The sequence below is a fragment of the Viridibacillus sp. FSL H8-0110 genome (assembly GCF_038003565.1).
Classification (GTDB): domain Bacteria; phylum Bacillota; class Bacilli; order Bacillales_A; family Planococcaceae; genus Viridibacillus; species Viridibacillus arenosi.
This window is the reverse complement of record NZ_JBBOPJ010000001.1, coordinates 429,987-447,121: the sequence shown is the minus strand read 5'-3', so window position 1 is coordinate 447,121 and position 17,135 is coordinate 429,987. Positions and strand designations below refer to the sequence as shown.

13 protein-coding genes are annotated in these 17,135 nt (G+C 35.3%); 3 read left to right on the top strand and 10 right to left on the bottom strand.

What is annotated here, in order from left to right; genetic code table 11:
- Nucleotides 1–31: 31 nt before the first annotated feature.
- A complete protein-coding gene (locus MHH98_RS02280) occupies nucleotides 32–2,065 on the top strand; it encodes a Na+/H+ antiporter (protein WP_038179399.1) in 2,034 nt (677 codons plus the stop codon).
- A 65-nt stretch (nucleotides 2,066–2,130) separates the two neighbouring features.
- Here the strand turns inward: MHH98_RS02280 and MHH98_RS02275 are convergent, their stop codons facing one another.
- The gene (locus tag MHH98_RS02275) at nucleotides 2,131–3,210 is read right to left on the bottom strand and encodes a M24 family metallopeptidase (protein WP_340708590.1); all 1,080 of its coding nucleotides are present in this window, start codon (nucleotides 3,208–3,210) and stop codon (nucleotides 2,131–2,133) included.
- A gap of 181 nt (nucleotides 3,211–3,391) precedes the next feature.
- On the opposite strand from MHH98_RS02275, the gene MHH98_RS02270 reads away from it, so the two are divergent.
- Nucleotides 3,392–5,053 (top strand): peptide ABC transporter substrate-binding protein, encoded by a 1,662-nt coding sequence (locus tag MHH98_RS02270; RefSeq protein WP_038179405.1) that lies wholly within the window; start codon nucleotides 3,392–3,394, stop codon nucleotides 5,051–5,053.
- A 168-nt stretch (nucleotides 5,054–5,221) separates the two neighbouring features.
- On the opposite strand, the gene MHH98_RS02265 is transcribed toward MHH98_RS02270, so the two are convergent.
- Genes MHH98_RS02265 through opp3b form a run of 4 tightly spaced genes read right to left on the bottom strand, consistent with a single transcriptional unit; the run spans nucleotide 5,222 to nucleotide 9,551 of the window.
- Nucleotides 5,222–5,593, bottom strand: a complete 372-nt coding sequence (locus tag MHH98_RS02265) for a DUF3899 domain-containing protein (protein ID WP_235175669.1) — start codon at nucleotides 5,591–5,593, stop codon at nucleotides 5,222–5,224.
- Nucleotides 5,593–7,578: an ABC transporter ATP-binding protein gene (locus MHH98_RS02260; RefSeq protein WP_076035275.1), complete on the bottom strand. Its 1,986-nt coding sequence runs from the start codon at nucleotides 7,576–7,578 to the stop codon at nucleotides 5,593–5,595. The genes MHH98_RS02265 and MHH98_RS02260 overlap by 1 nt, the downstream gene beginning before the upstream one ends.
- Before the next feature lie 12 nt (nucleotides 7,579–7,590).
- Nucleotides 7,591–8,625 (bottom strand): oligopeptide ABC transporter permease, encoded by a 1,035-nt coding sequence (gene opp3C / locus MHH98_RS02255; RefSeq protein ID WP_038179407.1) that lies wholly within the window; start codon nucleotides 8,623–8,625, stop codon nucleotides 7,591–7,593.
- Nucleotides 8,625–9,551, bottom strand: coding sequence for an oligopeptide ABC transporter permease (gene opp3b, locus MHH98_RS02250; protein WP_038179409.1), 927 nt, complete (start codon nucleotides 9,549–9,551; stop codon nucleotides 8,625–8,627). The genes opp3C and opp3b overlap by 1 nt, the downstream gene beginning before the upstream one ends.
- Before the next feature lie 312 nt (nucleotides 9,552–9,863).
- Here opp3b and rpoN point away from each other — a divergent pair, with 312 nt between their 5' ends.
- A complete protein-coding gene (rpoN, locus tag MHH98_RS02245; protein WP_038179411.1) occupies nucleotides 9,864–11,156 on the top strand; it encodes an RNA polymerase factor sigma-54 in 1,293 nt (430 codons plus the stop codon).
- A gap of 120 nt (nucleotides 11,157–11,276) precedes the next feature.
- Here the strand turns inward: rpoN and MHH98_RS02240 are convergent, their stop codons facing one another.
- From MHH98_RS02240 to MHH98_RS02220, 5 genes are all read right to left on the bottom strand, one after another.
- The gene (locus MHH98_RS02240) at nucleotides 11,277–12,767 is read right to left on the bottom strand and encodes an aldehyde dehydrogenase family protein (protein ID WP_340712205.1); all 1,491 of its coding nucleotides are present in this window, start codon (nucleotides 12,765–12,767) and stop codon (nucleotides 11,277–11,279) included.
- Between the two features lie 113 nt (nucleotides 12,768–12,880).
- On the bottom strand, nucleotides 12,881–13,774 hold the full coding sequence (gene dapA / locus MHH98_RS02235) for a 4-hydroxy-tetrahydrodipicolinate synthase (RefSeq protein ID WP_038179415.1): 894 nt from the start codon (nucleotides 13,772–13,774) through the stop codon (nucleotides 12,881–12,883).
- A 22-nt stretch (nucleotides 13,775–13,796) separates the two neighbouring features.
- Entirely contained in the window at nucleotides 13,797–14,699 is a 903-nt protein-coding gene (locus MHH98_RS02230) for a proline racemase family protein (protein WP_038179417.1), read from the bottom strand.
- Nucleotides 14,700–15,740 (bottom strand): proline racemase family protein, encoded by a 1,041-nt coding sequence (locus MHH98_RS02225; protein WP_038179419.1) that lies wholly within the window; start codon nucleotides 15,738–15,740, stop codon nucleotides 14,700–14,702. It lies immediately after the preceding gene.
- A complete protein-coding gene (locus MHH98_RS02220; RefSeq protein WP_038179502.1) occupies nucleotides 15,740–16,912 on the bottom strand; it encodes an NAD(P)/FAD-dependent oxidoreductase in 1,173 nt (390 codons plus the stop codon). Before MHH98_RS02220 ends, MHH98_RS02225 begins: the two co-directional genes overlap by 1 nt.
- Nucleotides 16,913–17,135 lie beyond the last annotated feature (223 nt).

The window sequence follows — 17,135 nt, the reverse complement described above, 5'->3', positions numbered from 1 at the left end:
CTATCGATACTTTTTTTGAAGGGAGTTTATTATGGATTTATTAATTACAATCCTATTACTATTAGTTTGCCTGTTATTATCAAATGTAATTGGACATTATATTCCATTTATACCTACAGCACTAATCCAAATAGCACTTGGCGTTCTATTAGCTATATTCGCTAATGAAATGACGCTTCAGCTTGAATCTGAATGGTTTTTATTACTTTTTGTTGCCCCACTTTTGTATAATGACGGACGCAATTTCCCTAGAGAAGAACTGTGGAAAATGCGCACACCTATTCTTGGGAATGCCATTATATTAGTCCTTCTAACGACGCTCGGCGGTGGTTACTTTATCCATTGGCTAATTCCTGATATACCTCTAGCTGCTGCATTTGCACTTGCAGCCATTTTATCACCAACAGATCCTGTAGCAGTAAACGGTATTGCAAAGCGTATTCAAATACCCGAGAAGATTTTAAACCTCGTTCGTGGTGAATCACTTATTAATGATGCCTCTGGTTTAGTTGCTTTCAAATTCGCCGTGGCAGCTGTTGTGACAGGGTACTTTTCAATTAAGGAAGCTTTTTTCGAGTTTACTTATACATTTTTGGCTGGGGCTATACTTGGTCTAATTTTAGGTATCATCATTACGCAACTGCGCTTTACACTTCGAAAAAAAGGCATCCATGATGTCGTTTTTCATTCATTATTACAGCTTTTAACACCTTTTATCATTTATTTCATTGCAGAGGATGTCTTTCATGCATCAGGGGTCATTGCAGTCGTTGTAGGTGGAATTGTGCATGCACTTGTAAAAGATCATACTGAGACTTTAATTGCTGAAGAACAAATAATTACAGAAAACACTTGGTCCATCGTGCTGTTCATTTTAAACGGAGTCGTATTCCTGTTACTTGGATTAAACATTCCGTTGTCGATGACAGAAACGTTAGAGAATCCATCCATGAATAACTGGCAAATTATCGGTTACTCTATTGCAATTGGTTTTGTTATTTTAGGTATTCGTTTCATTTGGTCATATGCTTTTTCTCACTATGAATATAAAAAAGACGCAATTCAAGAAATAGAAAGGCCTAGTCTGAAGGCGAGTTTGCTGACTAGCTTAACAGGCGTTCGTGGCGCTGTAACGATGGCCGGTGTTTTATCACTTCCTTTACTAGTTGATAACGGAGATTTGTTTCCAGAGCGTTCGCTGATTTTGTTTTTAGCATCTAGTGTTATTTTATTTACATTGCTAATTGCTACAATTTTCTTACCTCTTTTAATTGATGAAGAAGAAGTTTTAGAAATACGAGAAGGAAAGCTCACTTTTAATGAAGCCAAAAAACGCTTACTGCTTGCTTCAGTCCGTAAAATAAATACAGTGATGACTGAAGAAAACCAAACTGTAGCTTTTGAATTAATAGACGAAGCAAAAATGATGTTCAATCAAATCGATGTAGAGCTCAACGCAGAAAAATTAGCTTCTAAAGAACGCAAGCATCAAATAAAAAAACTACGTTTAATTGGGTTAAAAGCAGAAAAGGACTATATAGAAAAGAATCAAAAGGACCAAAACTTAGATCCGGATATATACTCTGCATGCCAAGCTGCTTTTAAAGAACGCGAAAAGAATATTAGTAATCCAAATCGCCCAAAAGTAATCACTATTCTCTATAGAATTTTACTTCACTGGAAAACTACTCGAAAAAGATACAGTTTAAATAAGGATAAACGGATTGAATATTTCCGCCAAAAGAAAGAGTTACGTATGCACGCTTTAGGAGCAGGCATTGATGCTCTAGAACAATATGCAAAATCAGAAGAAAACCCTGATCTTGCTAATTCTATTATTTACGAATATCGCAGAATTATGGATAGGATGAAGCAATCCGTCACTCGAAATTCTGAACGCCGCGATGAAATAAAAGAGGAATTACGCGCTCTTTTAATTGAAACTGAACGTTTGGAAATCCAAAAAATGTACGAAGCCGGTGAAATTGACCGAACAGAAGAAAAAGAATTGCGTAGATTTGTAAACTATATTGAAAGCATATCGTTGTATGAAATGAGTGAATAAAAGAAAAAGAACGACTGACATAGTCAGTCGTTCTTTTTTACTGTACAGATTTTTTGACAGTTGTCTTATTTTATAGACATAGATAAAATAATTAACTCTTTTGGAGAAGAAGTCAAAATTTCTATTCCATCCTTTTTTATTAGAACATCATCTTCAATACGAACTCCACCTACATTAGGTAAATAAATACCAGGTTCAACCGTTAACACCATTCCTTCTTGTAATACCTCTTCCGAAACTGGAGACATGAAAATGTCCTCATGAATATCTAACCCTATCCCATGTCCAGAACCATGCCCATATTGCTTTCCGAATCCTTTTTCTTCTATATACTGTCTAGTCAAAGCATCAGCTTCTTTGCCAGTAATGCCTACCTTCATATGCGCCAGTGCATTTTCTAATGCGCCATGAACAATATTATAGATTTCTATCATTTCTTCTGTTGGTTGTCCTATAGCAATTGTGCGTGTCATGTCTGAACGATAGCCATCATAACAAGCCCCAAAATCAAGCGTTATGATATCCCCTTCTTCTATTAACTTATTACTAGCGACACCATGTGGTAATGCTGATCGATACCCTGAAGCTACAATCATATCAAAGGCAGATGAAGTAGCTCCTTTCTTTCGCATGTAAAACTCTAGTTCATTGGCAATATCAATTTCTGATATGCCTGGTTTTATATAATCCAATATATGTGTAAATGCCGCATCAGAAATACTTGCTGCTATTTTAATCTTTTCAATTTCTTCAGGTAATTTAATCATACGTAATTTTTCAACTGCACCTGAAATGGGTACAAGTTCTGCTTGAATATTCTTAGCAAATAATGAATGTAAGTAATACGTAATATTCTTTTCCTCAAATCCAACTCTACTAACATTTTCCTCCTGTAATATGTTGGAAATTACTTCATACAAAACTGCACGATCAATTTCTTTCACAGTAAAGTCCATTGTTTGATTTTGAGCTTGTTGAACATAGCGGAAATCCACAAATAGGAATGCTTTGTTTTTTGTTACCAACACAGTTCCTGCGCTCCCAGTGAATCCTGTTAAGTAACGTCGATTTTGATCATTTGTCACAATTAAACTTTCCAATCCTTGCTCTTCTAATACAGCTCTTAACTTTTCTAATTTCCCCATTTTTAACCCTCCAATAATTTAATATTTAACATGTTGCAAGTATTATGCCAATCTTTCACTAAATTTGTACCTTAATAAAGATATAGGCATGAATATTGCATACTATTACTTCGACTCACATTCAGAAGGATGATAGGATTCTTTTCGTTTGTTGGGATTTTAAAATAGGGGGGCTTATTTTATGAAGAAGAAAGTTTTATTTTCTTTCATGTTATTATTTTCTTTAATGATTATTTTAACAGGCTGCTACGGTAAGGATGAAGCTAACGAAACGGAAGGTGAAAAGGCTAGTGATCCTAACAGTTCAACGACTGAACAAGTATTAAATCTATCTGCGTCAGGGGATTTAACAACGATGAGTTCACTCGGTAGCTTAGATGCGCTAGCAGTAACTGCTATGAACTCTGTTTATGAAGGCTTGTATCGCATTGGGCCTGAAAACGAAGCAGTTCCAGGGATTGCAGAGTCACATGAGATATCCAAAGACGGTAAGACTTATACTTTCAAGCTTCGAAAAGATGCTGTATGGAGTAACGATGCTCCAGTTACGGCACACGACTTTATTTATGCTTGGTCAAAGGCTATTAATCCCGAAACACAGGCTGTATATTCTTACCTAATGCTAGACATTAAAAATGCTGTAAAAATTCAAGATAAAAATGACACACTGTATGGTAAAATTGATCAACTTGGAATTAAAGCAGTAGATGACTATACATTAGAAATCGAACTGGAAAGACCAATTCCATATTTCTTAAGCTTAACAACATATGCACCATTCTTCCCACAAAATGAGGAATTCACTGAAGCACAAGGTGACCAGTATGCTCTTGAAACTGATAAAATGATATACAATGGTCCCTTTATATTGGAATCATGGAAACAAGGCCAAGGTTGGAAATTTAAAAAGAACGAGAAATATTGGGATAAAGATACTGTAAAACTAACTACAATCAACCAAAAAATCGTTAAGGACACGGCAACTGCTATGAACCTATACGAAGCAAATGAAATTGATACAGCTACTTTATCAAGTGAATTCGTTGATCAATACAAAGATAGCCCAGAATTCTCAACTTTCTTAAAACCTAACACATACTTTTTACGTATTAATCACGAAAATAAATATCTATCCAATCAAAATATCCGTAAAGCTATTGATATGGGCTGGGATAAAGAAGCTATGGCAAATGTCATTATGAAAAACGGATCCATCGCCGCCTATTTCTTAGTACCTGAAGGTTTATCTTCAGGCCCTGATGGTAAAGACTTCCGTGATGGCAATGGTGATATGAACAAAACTGATATTAGTAAAGCTCAAGAATATTGGGCAAAAGGCTTAAAAGAATTAGGTACTGACAAAGTGACTCTAGAAATACTAAGTTACGATACTGCACAAGCTAAAAGCGCCGTCGAGTACATTAAAAATCAACTTGAAAAAAACTTAGAAGGCATTAAATTGACTATTAATATGCAACCTAACAAACAAAAATTAGCTTTAGAAGCTAAAGTCGATTTTGATTTAGATTATGGCGGCTGGGGACCTGACTACCAAGATCCTATGACGTATATCGAGTTATTTGAGACAGGTGCACCATACAATCAATCTAACTACAGTAATAGTAGCGTTGATAAACTAATCAAAGAAGCGAGAGTAACTGTTGATAGTAAAAAACGTTGGGAAATATTGCAACAAGCTGAGAAATTAATGCTAGACGATGTCGCATTCGCACCAACTTACCAAGTAGGTATTAGTCGCTTGACGAAACCTTATGTAAAAAACCTTTATGAGCATCCATTCTCTGCAGATATGAGTTACAAATGGGCATACATCGAAAAATAGAGAGTGATTAACCTTACGATCCTTATATTACTATCCATATAACAAGATTCAAAACCTAAAACAAATTCATGAATTTGTTGGCCATTGAAAAAGTTATTTCGTTTAGAGAATACGTTCATAATAGGACATACAAGTAAGAGATGTGAGCAAATTGCTCACATCTCTTTTTTAAAAATAAATAATTGAAATTAACAATACGAGTATAAATTGAATACCCCCTGCTATTAATATGGGGTACGTGTAATCACTTGAAAAAGCTGAAGTATATTCAACATCTCCGTCGATTGCTGTAGCATATTCTCCTAATCTAGTTATTCGGCTAAAAAATCGTTTAAAACTATAAGTAATACCATTGAAGAGTCCCCCTTGAAGAACAAAGAATCCTCCACCGATTATTAACAATATAGATGCTATGATAAACAAATTGTTTAATATACTCAGAACTACATTTGTTTGTCCAAACACATAGATAAATACGACTGATAAGACAATAGAAATCAACATACAAATTACGATTCTATAAATATCTTTAAAGGACATTAATGATTCACCACCTTAATAGTCTTTCTATATTCTTCATATTCTTGTTCGGTGCACATCACAAAATGACCCTTTCTGACTTCTCTTAGAATTTCATTTTCTCGATTTCTACCTTCATAAGATTGATCATCAAAAATGATTCGCTTTCGCTCTCTTTCCAACAATGGATCTGGTAGTGGTAATGCTGATAGTAATGATTTTGTATAAGGATGAATTGGATTTTCATATAATTCTTCACTGCTCGCCATCTCTACAATTTTTCCTCTATACATTACACCAATTCGATCACTAATATATTTTACCATCGATAAATCATGAGCAATAAACAAATAAGTAAGTCCTTTTTCTTTTTGTAACTTTTTTAGCAAATTCACTATTTGTGCTTGAATTGAAACATCTAACGCAGAAATTGGTTCATCCGCAATGATAAAATCTGGTTCCACTGCTAGTGCTCTTGCAATACCAATACGTTGGCGCTGACCACCACTAAATTCATGTGGATAGCGATTAGCATGTTCTTTATTTAAGCCTACAGTTTCGAGTAAATCGTGTACTTTTTCTTGACGCTGATTTACATTCAAATGATGGATATCAAGTCCTTCAGCAATAATGTCAGCGACTTTCATTCTTGGATTTAAAGAAGAATAAGGATCTTGGAAAATCATTTGAACTTTACGATTAAACTCCAATAACTCCTTCTTAGACTTCACTTTTCTAATATCTTTTCCATCAATAATAACTTCTCCCGCAGTCATATCATTTAGTTTAATGAGAGAGCGACCTGTCGTTGATTTACCGCAGCCTGATTCGCCTACTAATCCAAAAATTTCACCCTTATATATGTTGAAACTGATATCATCAACTGCTTTTACAGTATTATGTTTATCCAATTTAAAATACTGCTTTAACCCTTTAACTAAAATGAGATTCTCCTTTGTAGTACGTTCTTGTTCCAATACAAAATCACTGGACATTGACTCTTCAGATTTATTTTCTAAAGGAACTGTTTTTGGTGCAAGCTCATGCAATAACCACGTGGCAGCAAAATGCGTATCTGATATCTGAAATAAAGGAGGTTCTTCTATAAAATCTATTTTTAACGCCTGTTTATTACGCTCTGCAAATGCATCTCCTTGCGGGAGATTTAGTAGATCTGGTGGAGAGCCAGGGATCGAATAGAGTTCATCTGACATCATATTCGGTCTAGGCATGGCTGCTAGCAATCCCTTCGTATAAGGATGCGTTGTTTTATAAAAAACCTCATCTACTAAACCGATTTCAACAATCTTGCCTGCATACATAACTGCAACACGATCAGCCATTTTTGCGACAACACCCAAATCATGTGTGATAAACACAATAGATAAACCCATTTGTTGTTGTATGTGTTTTAAGAGTTCTAGTATTTGTGCTTGAATAGAAACATCTAATGCTGTAGTTGGTTCATCCGCAATAATTATCTTTGGCTCACATGCTAATGCCATTGCAATGACAATACGTTGTCGCATCCCCCCAGAAAATTGATGTGGATATTGCTTTATACGTGTTTCAGCATCTTTTATTCCAACCATTTGAAGGAGCTCAATAACTCGATCTTTAACCTTCGTACTGCCCATATTAGTATGTTTTCGAATACTCTCCGCAATTTGTTTTCCAATCGTCATCGTTGGATTTAAAGCAGTCATTGGATCTTGAAAAATCATTGCAATATCTGCACCACGTATTTTACGCATTTCTTGCTCGGTAATATTCAAGATATTTTTTCCCTCAAACAGGATTTCACCGTTCTTAACCCTAGTAGATTCAGGGGGATTTAATCGCACCAAACTTTTTGATGTTACAGATTTCCCTGAACCTGATTCACCTACAATCGCTAGTGTTTCACCAGCCTTCAAATCAAAAGAAACGCCTCGTACTGCTTGTACTTCTCCTGCATATGTATCAAAAGATACATGGAGATTTTTTACTTGAAGTATATAGTCCATGTTCCATCCCCCTTATTTTCTCATTTTAGGGTCAAACGCATCCCGTAAACCATCCCCTAATAAATTAAAACTAATCATGATTAAACTAATAATGATTGACGATACGACCATTCCATGTGGATAAATTCGTAATAATTTATAAGAATCATTCACAATGGTTCCTAATGATGCGATTGGTGGCTGTAACCCTAAACCAATAAAACTCAATAAAGCTTCTGTAAAAATAGCACCAGGAATAGTGAAAGTTGTAACCACTATAATCGGACCAAATGTATTTGGTATTAAATGTTTCCATATTAAACGCTGGTTGCTTGCACCTAAAGTTCTAGAAGCTAATACATATTCTTGTCCTTTCAACTTTAGTATTTGTGCTCGGACAATCCGAGCCATTCCTATCCAACCTACAATAACCATTGCTAATGTAATAGAAAGAATCCCTGGTTTTAGTATTAAAATTAATAATATATTGACAATTAAACCTGGAATTCCAACTAGAACTTCAATAATACGTTGCATCAATGTATCTAATCTTCCCCCATAAAATGACGATACCGCTCCATATGCTACACCAATAATTAAATCAATAGTCGCTGCTAAGAAAGCGATATATAACGAAATCCTAGTTCCTTGCCAAACTCTCGTCCACAAATCCCTTCCCAATTCATCTGTACCAAACCAAAAAAACTCATCAACGTTTTTAGAAGCATATTGGTCGACATTACGAATATCCTTGCCATCAACTCCTAAAAATGAAATATTCTCTAGCACAGGAATCTTCGGGGGCAAATTGGTACGGGTTAAATCTTGTTCGTCATAACCATGACTGTTCATATAAGGTCCAAATATCGCCAATAAAATGACAACTACAATTATCAGTAAACCAAAGAATGCCGCTTTATTTTTTTTAAGCCTACTCCAGGCATCCTGCCAAAAGGATTGCTCAGGTCTCATAATTTGTTCTCTTTTTATTGCCCCTTGATTAGCTGGTTCAAATAAATCAGGTGAATACTTTTTCACTTTTACATTTTCATTATGTTTTATTACCATTATCGGTTCCCCCCCGCTACTCTAATGCGCGGATCAATAAAGCCGTATAAAATATCAACAATTAATACAACTACTATGAAAAGAACTGCATAAAAAATAGTGGTTCCCATAATCAGTTGGTAGTCATTCGTAATAATTGAATTAACAAATTGTTCGCCTAATCCTGGTATACTAAAAATCTTCTCAATAACAAGTGAGCCCGTAATAGTATTAACAATAAGTGGACCTATAATTGTAATAATAGGAATAAGTGCATTTCTTATTCCATGCTTACCTATGATTTCGAAACTAGAAAGCCCTTTTGATTTCGCAGTTATAATATACTCCTGTCCTAAGACTTCTAGCATTTCGATACGTGTAAATCTAGCAATCGTAGCAACAACACTTACTGACAACGCAAATGTTGGTAAAATTGAATATTCAAATCCTCCCCAAAAGGCAATAGGTAACCATCCTAGTTTGACCCCTACCCAATATTGTAAAAAGCCTGCAAATACAAACGATGGAATTGAAATACCCAATACCGCTATTAACATGGCTCCATAATCCCAAAATGTGTTATGTCTTAATGCAGCTAAAATACCTAACAATAAACCTACCATCGTCCCTAATAGAATTGCCTGCATCCCTAAAATGGCTGATGCGCCAATTCGTTCACTAATAATCTTCGTTACTGGTCGATTATCAAAGGTAAAGGAAACACCTAAATCCCCTTGTGATAAATTTTTCAAGTAAGTTACAAACTGTTCAGCTACCGGCTTATCTAACCCATACTTTTCGTATAATAATTCTTTTTGTGCAGGTGGCAATTTTTCATCATTAAAAGGTGATCCAGGTAACGTCTGCATTAATACAAACGATAATAAAATAATGATAAACAATGTAACAAACATATAACCAATCCTACTCATAATATAACGAAACATAAAATACCCTCCCATCTCCCATTAAATTGGAATCCATCATTTCCATAAATTATTACATGCAATCTTCATGCCACTTCGAATATTCAACTGACACAACACGACATATTTTGATTTTAAATTCAAAATAATCTATCATTAGTAAATAACTACATTAACCACTATTTTATTTACTTTAAATAGAAAAAATATTATAAATATAAAACCGCACAAACTCTTTTATGGTTTATTTCCATAGAAATACGTCTTTTTGAAGTAATAGAACATGTGCTACAATAGTTAAACAATGGGTGGATTAGATTAGAGGGGGATTATATGGAACTTGTAATTCAACAACGCCAGGAATTGAAAATGTTAATGACAGTTCAACTTAGACAGTCAATCGAGTTACTTCAATACTCTAATGATGATTTAGAACAATTTATCCGGCAGCAAGAATTAGAGAACCCTTTAATTGAACTTCAAGAAAAAGCTGATGATCAATACGTCGAGAAGTTACCAATGTACACCTTTTCAAATCACTCAAGAAAAGAAACTACAGATATTACATATAAAGCTGAAATTGATTTTAGAGATTATTTATATAAATTAGTAAAACTTAATTTCAATGATGACTACATACAAAAACAGTTAAAATACATTATTTATAATTTAAATGATCAAGGATACTTCCAAACGGATCCCATACATACCACTTTTGAAACAAAAGAAATTACTGAAGGAATACATCTATTACAACAAATTGGCCCTTCTGGTATTGGTGCCCGTACATTAGAAGAATGTCTAACTTTACAAGCTCGCACTCGATATCCTGAACACCAACAACTAGCTATACTTATTAATGAACATTTAAATTTATTGGCAGAGAAAAAATGGCAAGTTATCGCCAATAAAATGCATATTTCACTCGCAGAAATAAAAGAATGCAATGATTTGATTAAAACCTTGAACCCGAAACCCTGTGCTGTTATGAGTCATGAAACAACGGAATATTTGCGTCCAGATATTATTGTGGAAGAACATAATCATCAATTACTATTCCATTTAAATGATACTTACTTGCCAAATATCCATTTAAATAGTTTTTATATGAACTTACCAACTGCAAATCGTGATGAAAAAAAATATATTAATGAGCATTATAAAAATTATAATTGGCTCATTAACAGCATCGAACAACGTCGTAATACAATTATTAAAATCATGCAGGTACTTTTAGGAAAGCAGCAGGATTTTTTTCTAAAAGGTTTTTCTGCTTTACAACCACTTACTTTAAAAGAAGTAGCTGAAGCTATAGAAATGCATGAATCTACTGTAAGTCGAGCAACAACCAATAAGTTTGTTCAAACACCAATTGGTACATTTGAACTTAAAAACTTATTTACATCCAAACTCGAAACAAAAGATGGCCATACGATTTCACAAGAAAAAGTAAAAACTCTTTTGCAACAGCTCATTGCTGAAGAAAATAAAATAAAACCCTATTCAGATCAGAAAATGGCGGAATATTTCAACTCTGAATATGGCATCACAATCTCTAGGAGAACTATCAATAAATACCGCGAAGAAATGAGAATTCCTTCTGCTAGTAAGCGTAAGGAGCTATAACTATACAAAATGCTCGATACCCTAAATAGGATATCGAGCATTATCTTTAATACTAATATTGAAATGTTATTCTAAATTTAACTATGTCTTAAAGAATCATATTTATAAGACGATTTGCTATTAACGTTTAATATTCACAAATACACTCTTAACCTCAGTATAGTTTGCTAGACCATATTCTCCACCCATTTCTCTACCAACTCCGGATTTTTTATAGCCTCCAAACGGCATTGTTTCCCACTCAAGACCAAAATCATTAATCCATACAGTTCCTGATTGTAAGCGGTTGGCGATATAATGACCTGTTTTAATATTCTCAGTCCACACGCTAGCAGCTAAACCATAGTCACTATCATTTGCACGTCGAATAACCTCATCAACTGTATCAAATACAAATACAGCAAGTACTGGCCCAAAAATCTCCTCACGAGCAATAGTCATATGATCTTCAACATCAACAAAAATAGTAGGCTCTACAAAATAACCTTTATCAAACGGTTTCCCACCACCTGCAACTATTTTTGCACCTTCAGCTTTTCCTTTTTCAATATAACCTAAAACAGTATTTTGCTGTTTTGCAGATACTAATGGGCCCATATCTGTTGAAGGCTCTAAACCACGTCCTAGTTTTAACTTATTAGCTCGTCTCACTAATTCCCCTACAACATAATCATGATGTTTGCGGTGAATAAATAAGCGTGAGCACGCACTACAGTTTTGTCCGTGGTTATACATAATGCCATTGAAGACACCTTCAATAGCTTCTTCTAAGTTAGCATCTTCTAAAATGATACTTGGAGATTTACCACCAAGTTCTAATGTGACGCCTTTTATTTGCTGTGCAGCTGTTTCCATTACTTTTTTACCCGTCGCAGTAGATCCAGTAAAAGCCACTCTATCAACATGAGGATGTTCTACAATCGCTCCACCTGCCCCTTGACCTGATCCTGGGACAACATTTACAACACCATCTGGGAAACCAGCTTCTTTAAATAATTTAGCCGCGTATAATAATGACAATGGTGTTTCTGCTGCCGGCTTAATAACGACGGTACAACCTACTGCGAGAGCAGCTCCAAGTTTCCAAGCGGCCATCGCTAACGGGAAATTCCACGGAATTATCTGCCCTACAACACCTACTGGCTCGTGAACCGTATAAGTTACGTAATCAGGAGATACTGGAACGGTATTACCTAAACTTTTTGTTGCCCACCCTGAATAATATCTAAAATGCTGAATTGTACCATCAATATCATCTGCCAGAGCCACTTCATACGGTTTACCATTATCAAGTGACTCTAATTGTGCAAGTTCCTCACGATGTTCTTCTAATAAATCTGCGAATTTGTACATAAGACGTGATCGCTCTGCTGCTTCTAATTTCGTCCATTCACCCTCATCAAAAGCTTTGCGAGCTGCGGATACCGCTACATCAATATCGTCTGCTTGAGCCTCACATACTTGAGTGATGATTTCCTCTGTAGCTGGATCAATTACGTCTATCGCTCCCCCACTAATCGATGGTACGTATTCTCCGTTAATATACAATCCAATGGTTCCGTTTAGAAATTCTACTACTTTTTCTTTTAAACTATAATTAATTGTTGTCATACCTCATACTCCCTCCAAAATTAAATTCACCGAAAACAATCCTCTATTAGTTGTTCACTAAGAGAGGATCATTTTCTCTTTACTGTCATATTCCACAATAGTTTTCTATTAAACTATTGTGGTACTGTCTCTACATTTTTAATAAGTTCTTGTAATTGTGCTTCCTCTTCCTCATTCAATGGTAAGCGTGGTTTACGTGCTGGACCACCCGCTAATCCTTTAATCTCCATTGCACGTTTAACAATTTGCACATATTTTCCTGAACCCTCAAGGAAGTTACATAATGGTAATAAGCGATCGTATACTAACCAAGCATTATCTAAATTGCCATTTTGTACACTCTCATATAGTTCCACCGCTAATTTTGGCGCAATATTACCTGCTACTGAAATCCATCCTGTCGCTCCAACTAGGAATGACTCTAATACTAAATCATCTGCACCACAGAATGTTTTGATAAATCCTTCACCTTGGCGTGTAATATCACGTACTTTACGGATTTCACCACTTGATTCTTTAATATGTGTAATATTCTCTACGTCACGACCGACTTGTAAAATCGTTTCTTGGCTAATATTTACGCCAGATGTGAATGGATTATTATAAATCATGATTGGTAATTTCACGGATTCCGCGACTGCTTTGAAATGCTCGTAGATTTCATTTTCTTTTGGATGAGCGTAGTATGAATTGATTAATAGCGCTGCATCAGCACCTGCTTCTTCAGCTTGTTTTGTAAATTCAATCGCATCCGCAGTCGTTTCTGCTGCTGTACCAACAATTAAAGGTATACGACCATTCACTTGTGCAACAGCGATTTCTACAGCTTTAAAACGTTCTTCTTTTGTTAAACTAACAAATTCTCCTGTACTACCATTTATCGTAATACCGCCTACGTTCTGTGCAACAAAATACTCAATATTGTTTTTGAATCCTTCCCAATTCACTTCACCATTGTCGAACATAGGTGTGATTAATACTGGAAAAACGCCTTCTAATTTTGTCATGTCAATTCCTCCTCAAATTTGTTTAAGCTAATATAAAACCGTTTTCTAACGGATCTTCCTGATCGAATATAAACTGATGTATACCTGTCACAAAGGCCTCTGTTGAAATAGTATAAAACTCTTCATTTGAATCCTTTTGCACTTTAAATGTGCTGTTAAAAATACTAGAATTTTGTAATACTTCTTTCTGATAGACTTTTGCAATCGCAAGAGTACTATCGATACCCGGTGAGCGTAAAATATAGCCATCACTCTCAAATGTTACTGAGCGTACTCGAGAAATATCCTCATCATCTTGTTCTATTAAAATGACACCCGTAATATTTAAACCTTTTCCCACTAAGTTCCGAATTTTTTCCTTGCCCCATTTACTAAGTGAAGCTAAATTCTCCAAAGTAATTTCTTGAGCTTCATTTACCTTCTCAAATAATGCGTACTGTCTCTCTTCATCTATAACTATTAGAGAAGTATCCTGAGAATTCTCAACTATTAAATCACTTGAGTGACGAAGTTTTGTAGCAATAACTTCACCATCAGCTATTTCAGCATGTAACTCAAAAATTCCATTCACTGTTTCAATGCTATAAAGATGTGAAGATTTTTGTTGTAAATTCCCTGTTTCTAATAGTCCTGTTAAAGTAGCAATTAAAGACTCGCATTTAAAATTGCTAACTCCTTCATGTGTAAAGAATAGTAAGCTAAAGTCTGCTACAACCGATGGTAGAACGATGCATCCGTGCATACCTCTATGGCCTCTAGGTTCTTTTAGCAACAGATTTTTAGTATTTTCAAATTGTACTTGTAGTTCTTCGTGATTTTTTTTAATGTTATTTTCTGCAAAGGTGATTGGTGATTGAATTACGATACGGTATGCTTCGCCCGCAACATGCGTATCAATCGTGCTAAACATTTTCTCAAACTTCATTTAGACACCTTCTTTCTCTGTTTCATGTTCCATAGGCGGAATAAGTAGGAACCCTTCTTTTAAAGGATCTCGTTCATTATAGAAGAAGCGGTGCATACCCATAAGCCAAGCCGAGCCGGTTACTTCAGTAATCACTGCATCTAATTGGTTAACTTTCGTTTTTTCTAATACTCTCGCTTTAAATAGAGTACCCACAATACTTTCGTGTACAAAGAGCTCATCTATGCCAATTTCACCTTTACTAAACAATGTAGCCAATTTTGCAGAGGTGCCCGTTCCACAAGGTGATCGATCAATTCCCCCTGGAGGAACAATTACTGTATTTTTCACATCTGCCGTAGGATGAACTGGGTCCGTGAAAAATTCAATATGTGTTAGACCACGGATAAACGGAAATTCAGGATGCACAATATCTTCACGCTCATTAATAGCATTACGAATTTGAATACCTATGTCGATAATGGTCGATGCATTGTTTTCAACTAATGGTAAATCCAATGAGCGAGCATCTATAATTCCATAAAAATTCCCACCATAAGCAATTTCACATTTCACTTCCCCAATATCCGCCACATAAATTTCAATAGACTTCAATAAAAATGCTGGTACATTAGCAAAAGTTACTTCTTTTGCTATGCCCTTTTCCACCTTCACTTGTACATCTACTAATCCTGCAGGTGTGTCTACTTTAATATGTGTATACGGTTCTACAACAGGTACCATTCCTGTCTCAATCAACGCTGTACACAAACCAATTGTGTCGTGTCCACACATTGGTAAATAACCACCTGTTTCTACATAAATTACGCCAACATCTGCATCTGGATGACAAGGATCTGTTAGAAATGCACCCGACATAACATCATGTCCACGAGGTTCATTCATCAAAAACATGCGAATCCAATCATAGTTTTGTTGCATATAGAGCATTTTTTCAGACATAGTTTTACCTTTTAAAGGTGGTAACCCACTAACTAATGTTCGTGTTGGATTTCCTCCTGTATGAGTATCAACGGTTGTAAATAATCTTTGCAGATTCATTAGGTCAACATCCTTTCCCTAAAACGTTGTAATCTTAAAGGTTCAATTGGAACAGAAGTAGCTTTTTTAGTAAGCATTTCTTCAATTAATTTTCCAGTCACAGCTGCTAAACTAATACCATCACCCTCATGCCCTGCTGCAATATAAAATCCTGGAATATGCTCAACCTCAGAAATTATCGGTAGGTGATCCTCTGTCCATGGCCTTAACCCCGCATATGTTCGAATTACTGTCATATCGGCCATTTTAGGATAAAAACGAACTGCTCTCTTAGCTATATACTTCGTTACTTCATGGTCTACTCTTGTATCAAATCCAGCAAATTGGCGGCTACTACCAATTAAAAAATTTTGACTCTCTGTTGGTTCAAAAACTAAAGCAACGCCATATTGTTCAGTCGCTTTATCCACTTGTCTTTCTCCACCGAATTTCGATATTAAATAACCAAATTCCATCACTTTACGCAGACCAACCGGCTCTTGACGAGATGCCACAATAAGCTGACCTTTTCTTGGTAAAATGGGTATATGTAAATCTAACATTTCACCAATTTTTGGAGCCCAAACTCCGCATGCATTAACTACTTTATTTGCTGAAAAGATGCCATTAGACGTTTCGATTGTAAAGCGACCATCAGAATCCTTCTTTATATGCTTTACTTCAATATTTTTATGAATTTTTGTACCTTGCTTTTCTGCACTATGAAACATTGAAAACGTCAGCATATATGGATTTACAGTGGAGTCAGTTGCACACTCTAACCCTCCATATAAATCATCTGCAAAATACTTTGATTCATTGCGTAAATCTTGTCGATCTAACATTTTGAAATCTAGACCAGCATCTTGTTGCCTTTTCACCCATTGATTTGCTGCTTCCATTTCAGCATCATTTTCACAAACTAAAATACTACCCGGATTCCTATATTCAAAAGGTATCTCTAAATCATTGCTTAATTTATGAACAAGTTCCTGGCTTTTCAAAGACATTTGGCTATCAAAACCCGGATCCTTATCTATCGCTAATATATTGCCATCGCATCTTGAAGATGTTCCACTAGCTAGTTCATTTTTTTCAAGTACTGTTATATCTAAACCAGCTTTAGAGCCATAATACGCGATTGCTGCACCAATGATCCCCCCACCTATTACAACAATATCTCGATGTTGTATAGCACTCACTATGTCTCCTCCTTTTTCTTTCCGTCAGCAATATATAATGCAGGAACCGTGCCAACTTTTAAGTTTCCCTAGAAGATATCACTTATTTATTGAAAAATTATTAATTATTTCATATCAAAAACTACTCAATCTATGGCGTATTTCATTATTTATATAGAATTCAACTTAGAAAAAGATAAATAGATTGCTATATTACATTCACTACAAATAGAAA

Bases quoted from the DNA above. Each gene is read 5' to 3' on its own strand.
- MHH98_RS02280 (WP_038179399.1), top strand. From the start codon at position 32: ATGGATTTATTAATTACAATCCTATTACTATTAGTTTGCCTGTTATTA.
- MHH98_RS02275 (WP_340708590.1), bottom strand. From the start codon at position 3,210: ATGGGGAAATTAGAAAAGTTAAGAGCTGTATTAGAAGAGCAAGGATTG.
- MHH98_RS02270 (WP_038179405.1), top strand. From the start codon at position 3,392: ATGAAGAAGAAAGTTTTATTTTCTTTCATGTTATTATTTTCTTTAATG.
- MHH98_RS02265 (WP_235175669.1), bottom strand. From the start codon at position 5,593: ATGTCCTTTAAAGATATTTATAGAATCGTAATTTGTATGTTGATTTCT.
- MHH98_RS02260 (WP_076035275.1), bottom strand. From the start codon at position 7,578: ATGGACTATATACTTCAAGTAAAAAATCTCCATGTATCTTTTGATACA.
- opp3C (WP_038179407.1), bottom strand. From the start codon at position 8,625: ATGGTAATAAAACATAATGAAAATGTAAAAGTGAAAAAGTATTCACCT.
- opp3b (WP_038179409.1), bottom strand. From the start codon at position 9,551: ATGTTTCGTTATATTATGAGTAGGATTGGTTATATGTTTGTTACATTG.
- rpoN (WP_038179411.1), top strand. From the start codon at position 9,864: ATGGAACTTGTAATTCAACAACGCCAGGAATTGAAAATGTTAATGACA.
- MHH98_RS02240 (WP_340712205.1), bottom strand. From the start codon at position 12,767: ATGACAACAATTAATTATAGTTTAAAAGAAAAAGTAGTAGAATTTCTA.
- dapA (WP_038179415.1), bottom strand. From the start codon at position 13,774: ATGACAAAATTAGAAGGCGTTTTTCCAGTATTAATCACACCTATGTTC.
- MHH98_RS02230 (WP_038179417.1), bottom strand. From the start codon at position 14,699: ATGAAGTTTGAGAAAATGTTTAGCACGATTGATACGCATGTTGCGGGC.
- MHH98_RS02225 (WP_038179419.1), bottom strand. From the start codon at position 15,740: ATGAATCTGCAAAGATTATTTACAACCGTTGATACTCATACAGGAGGA.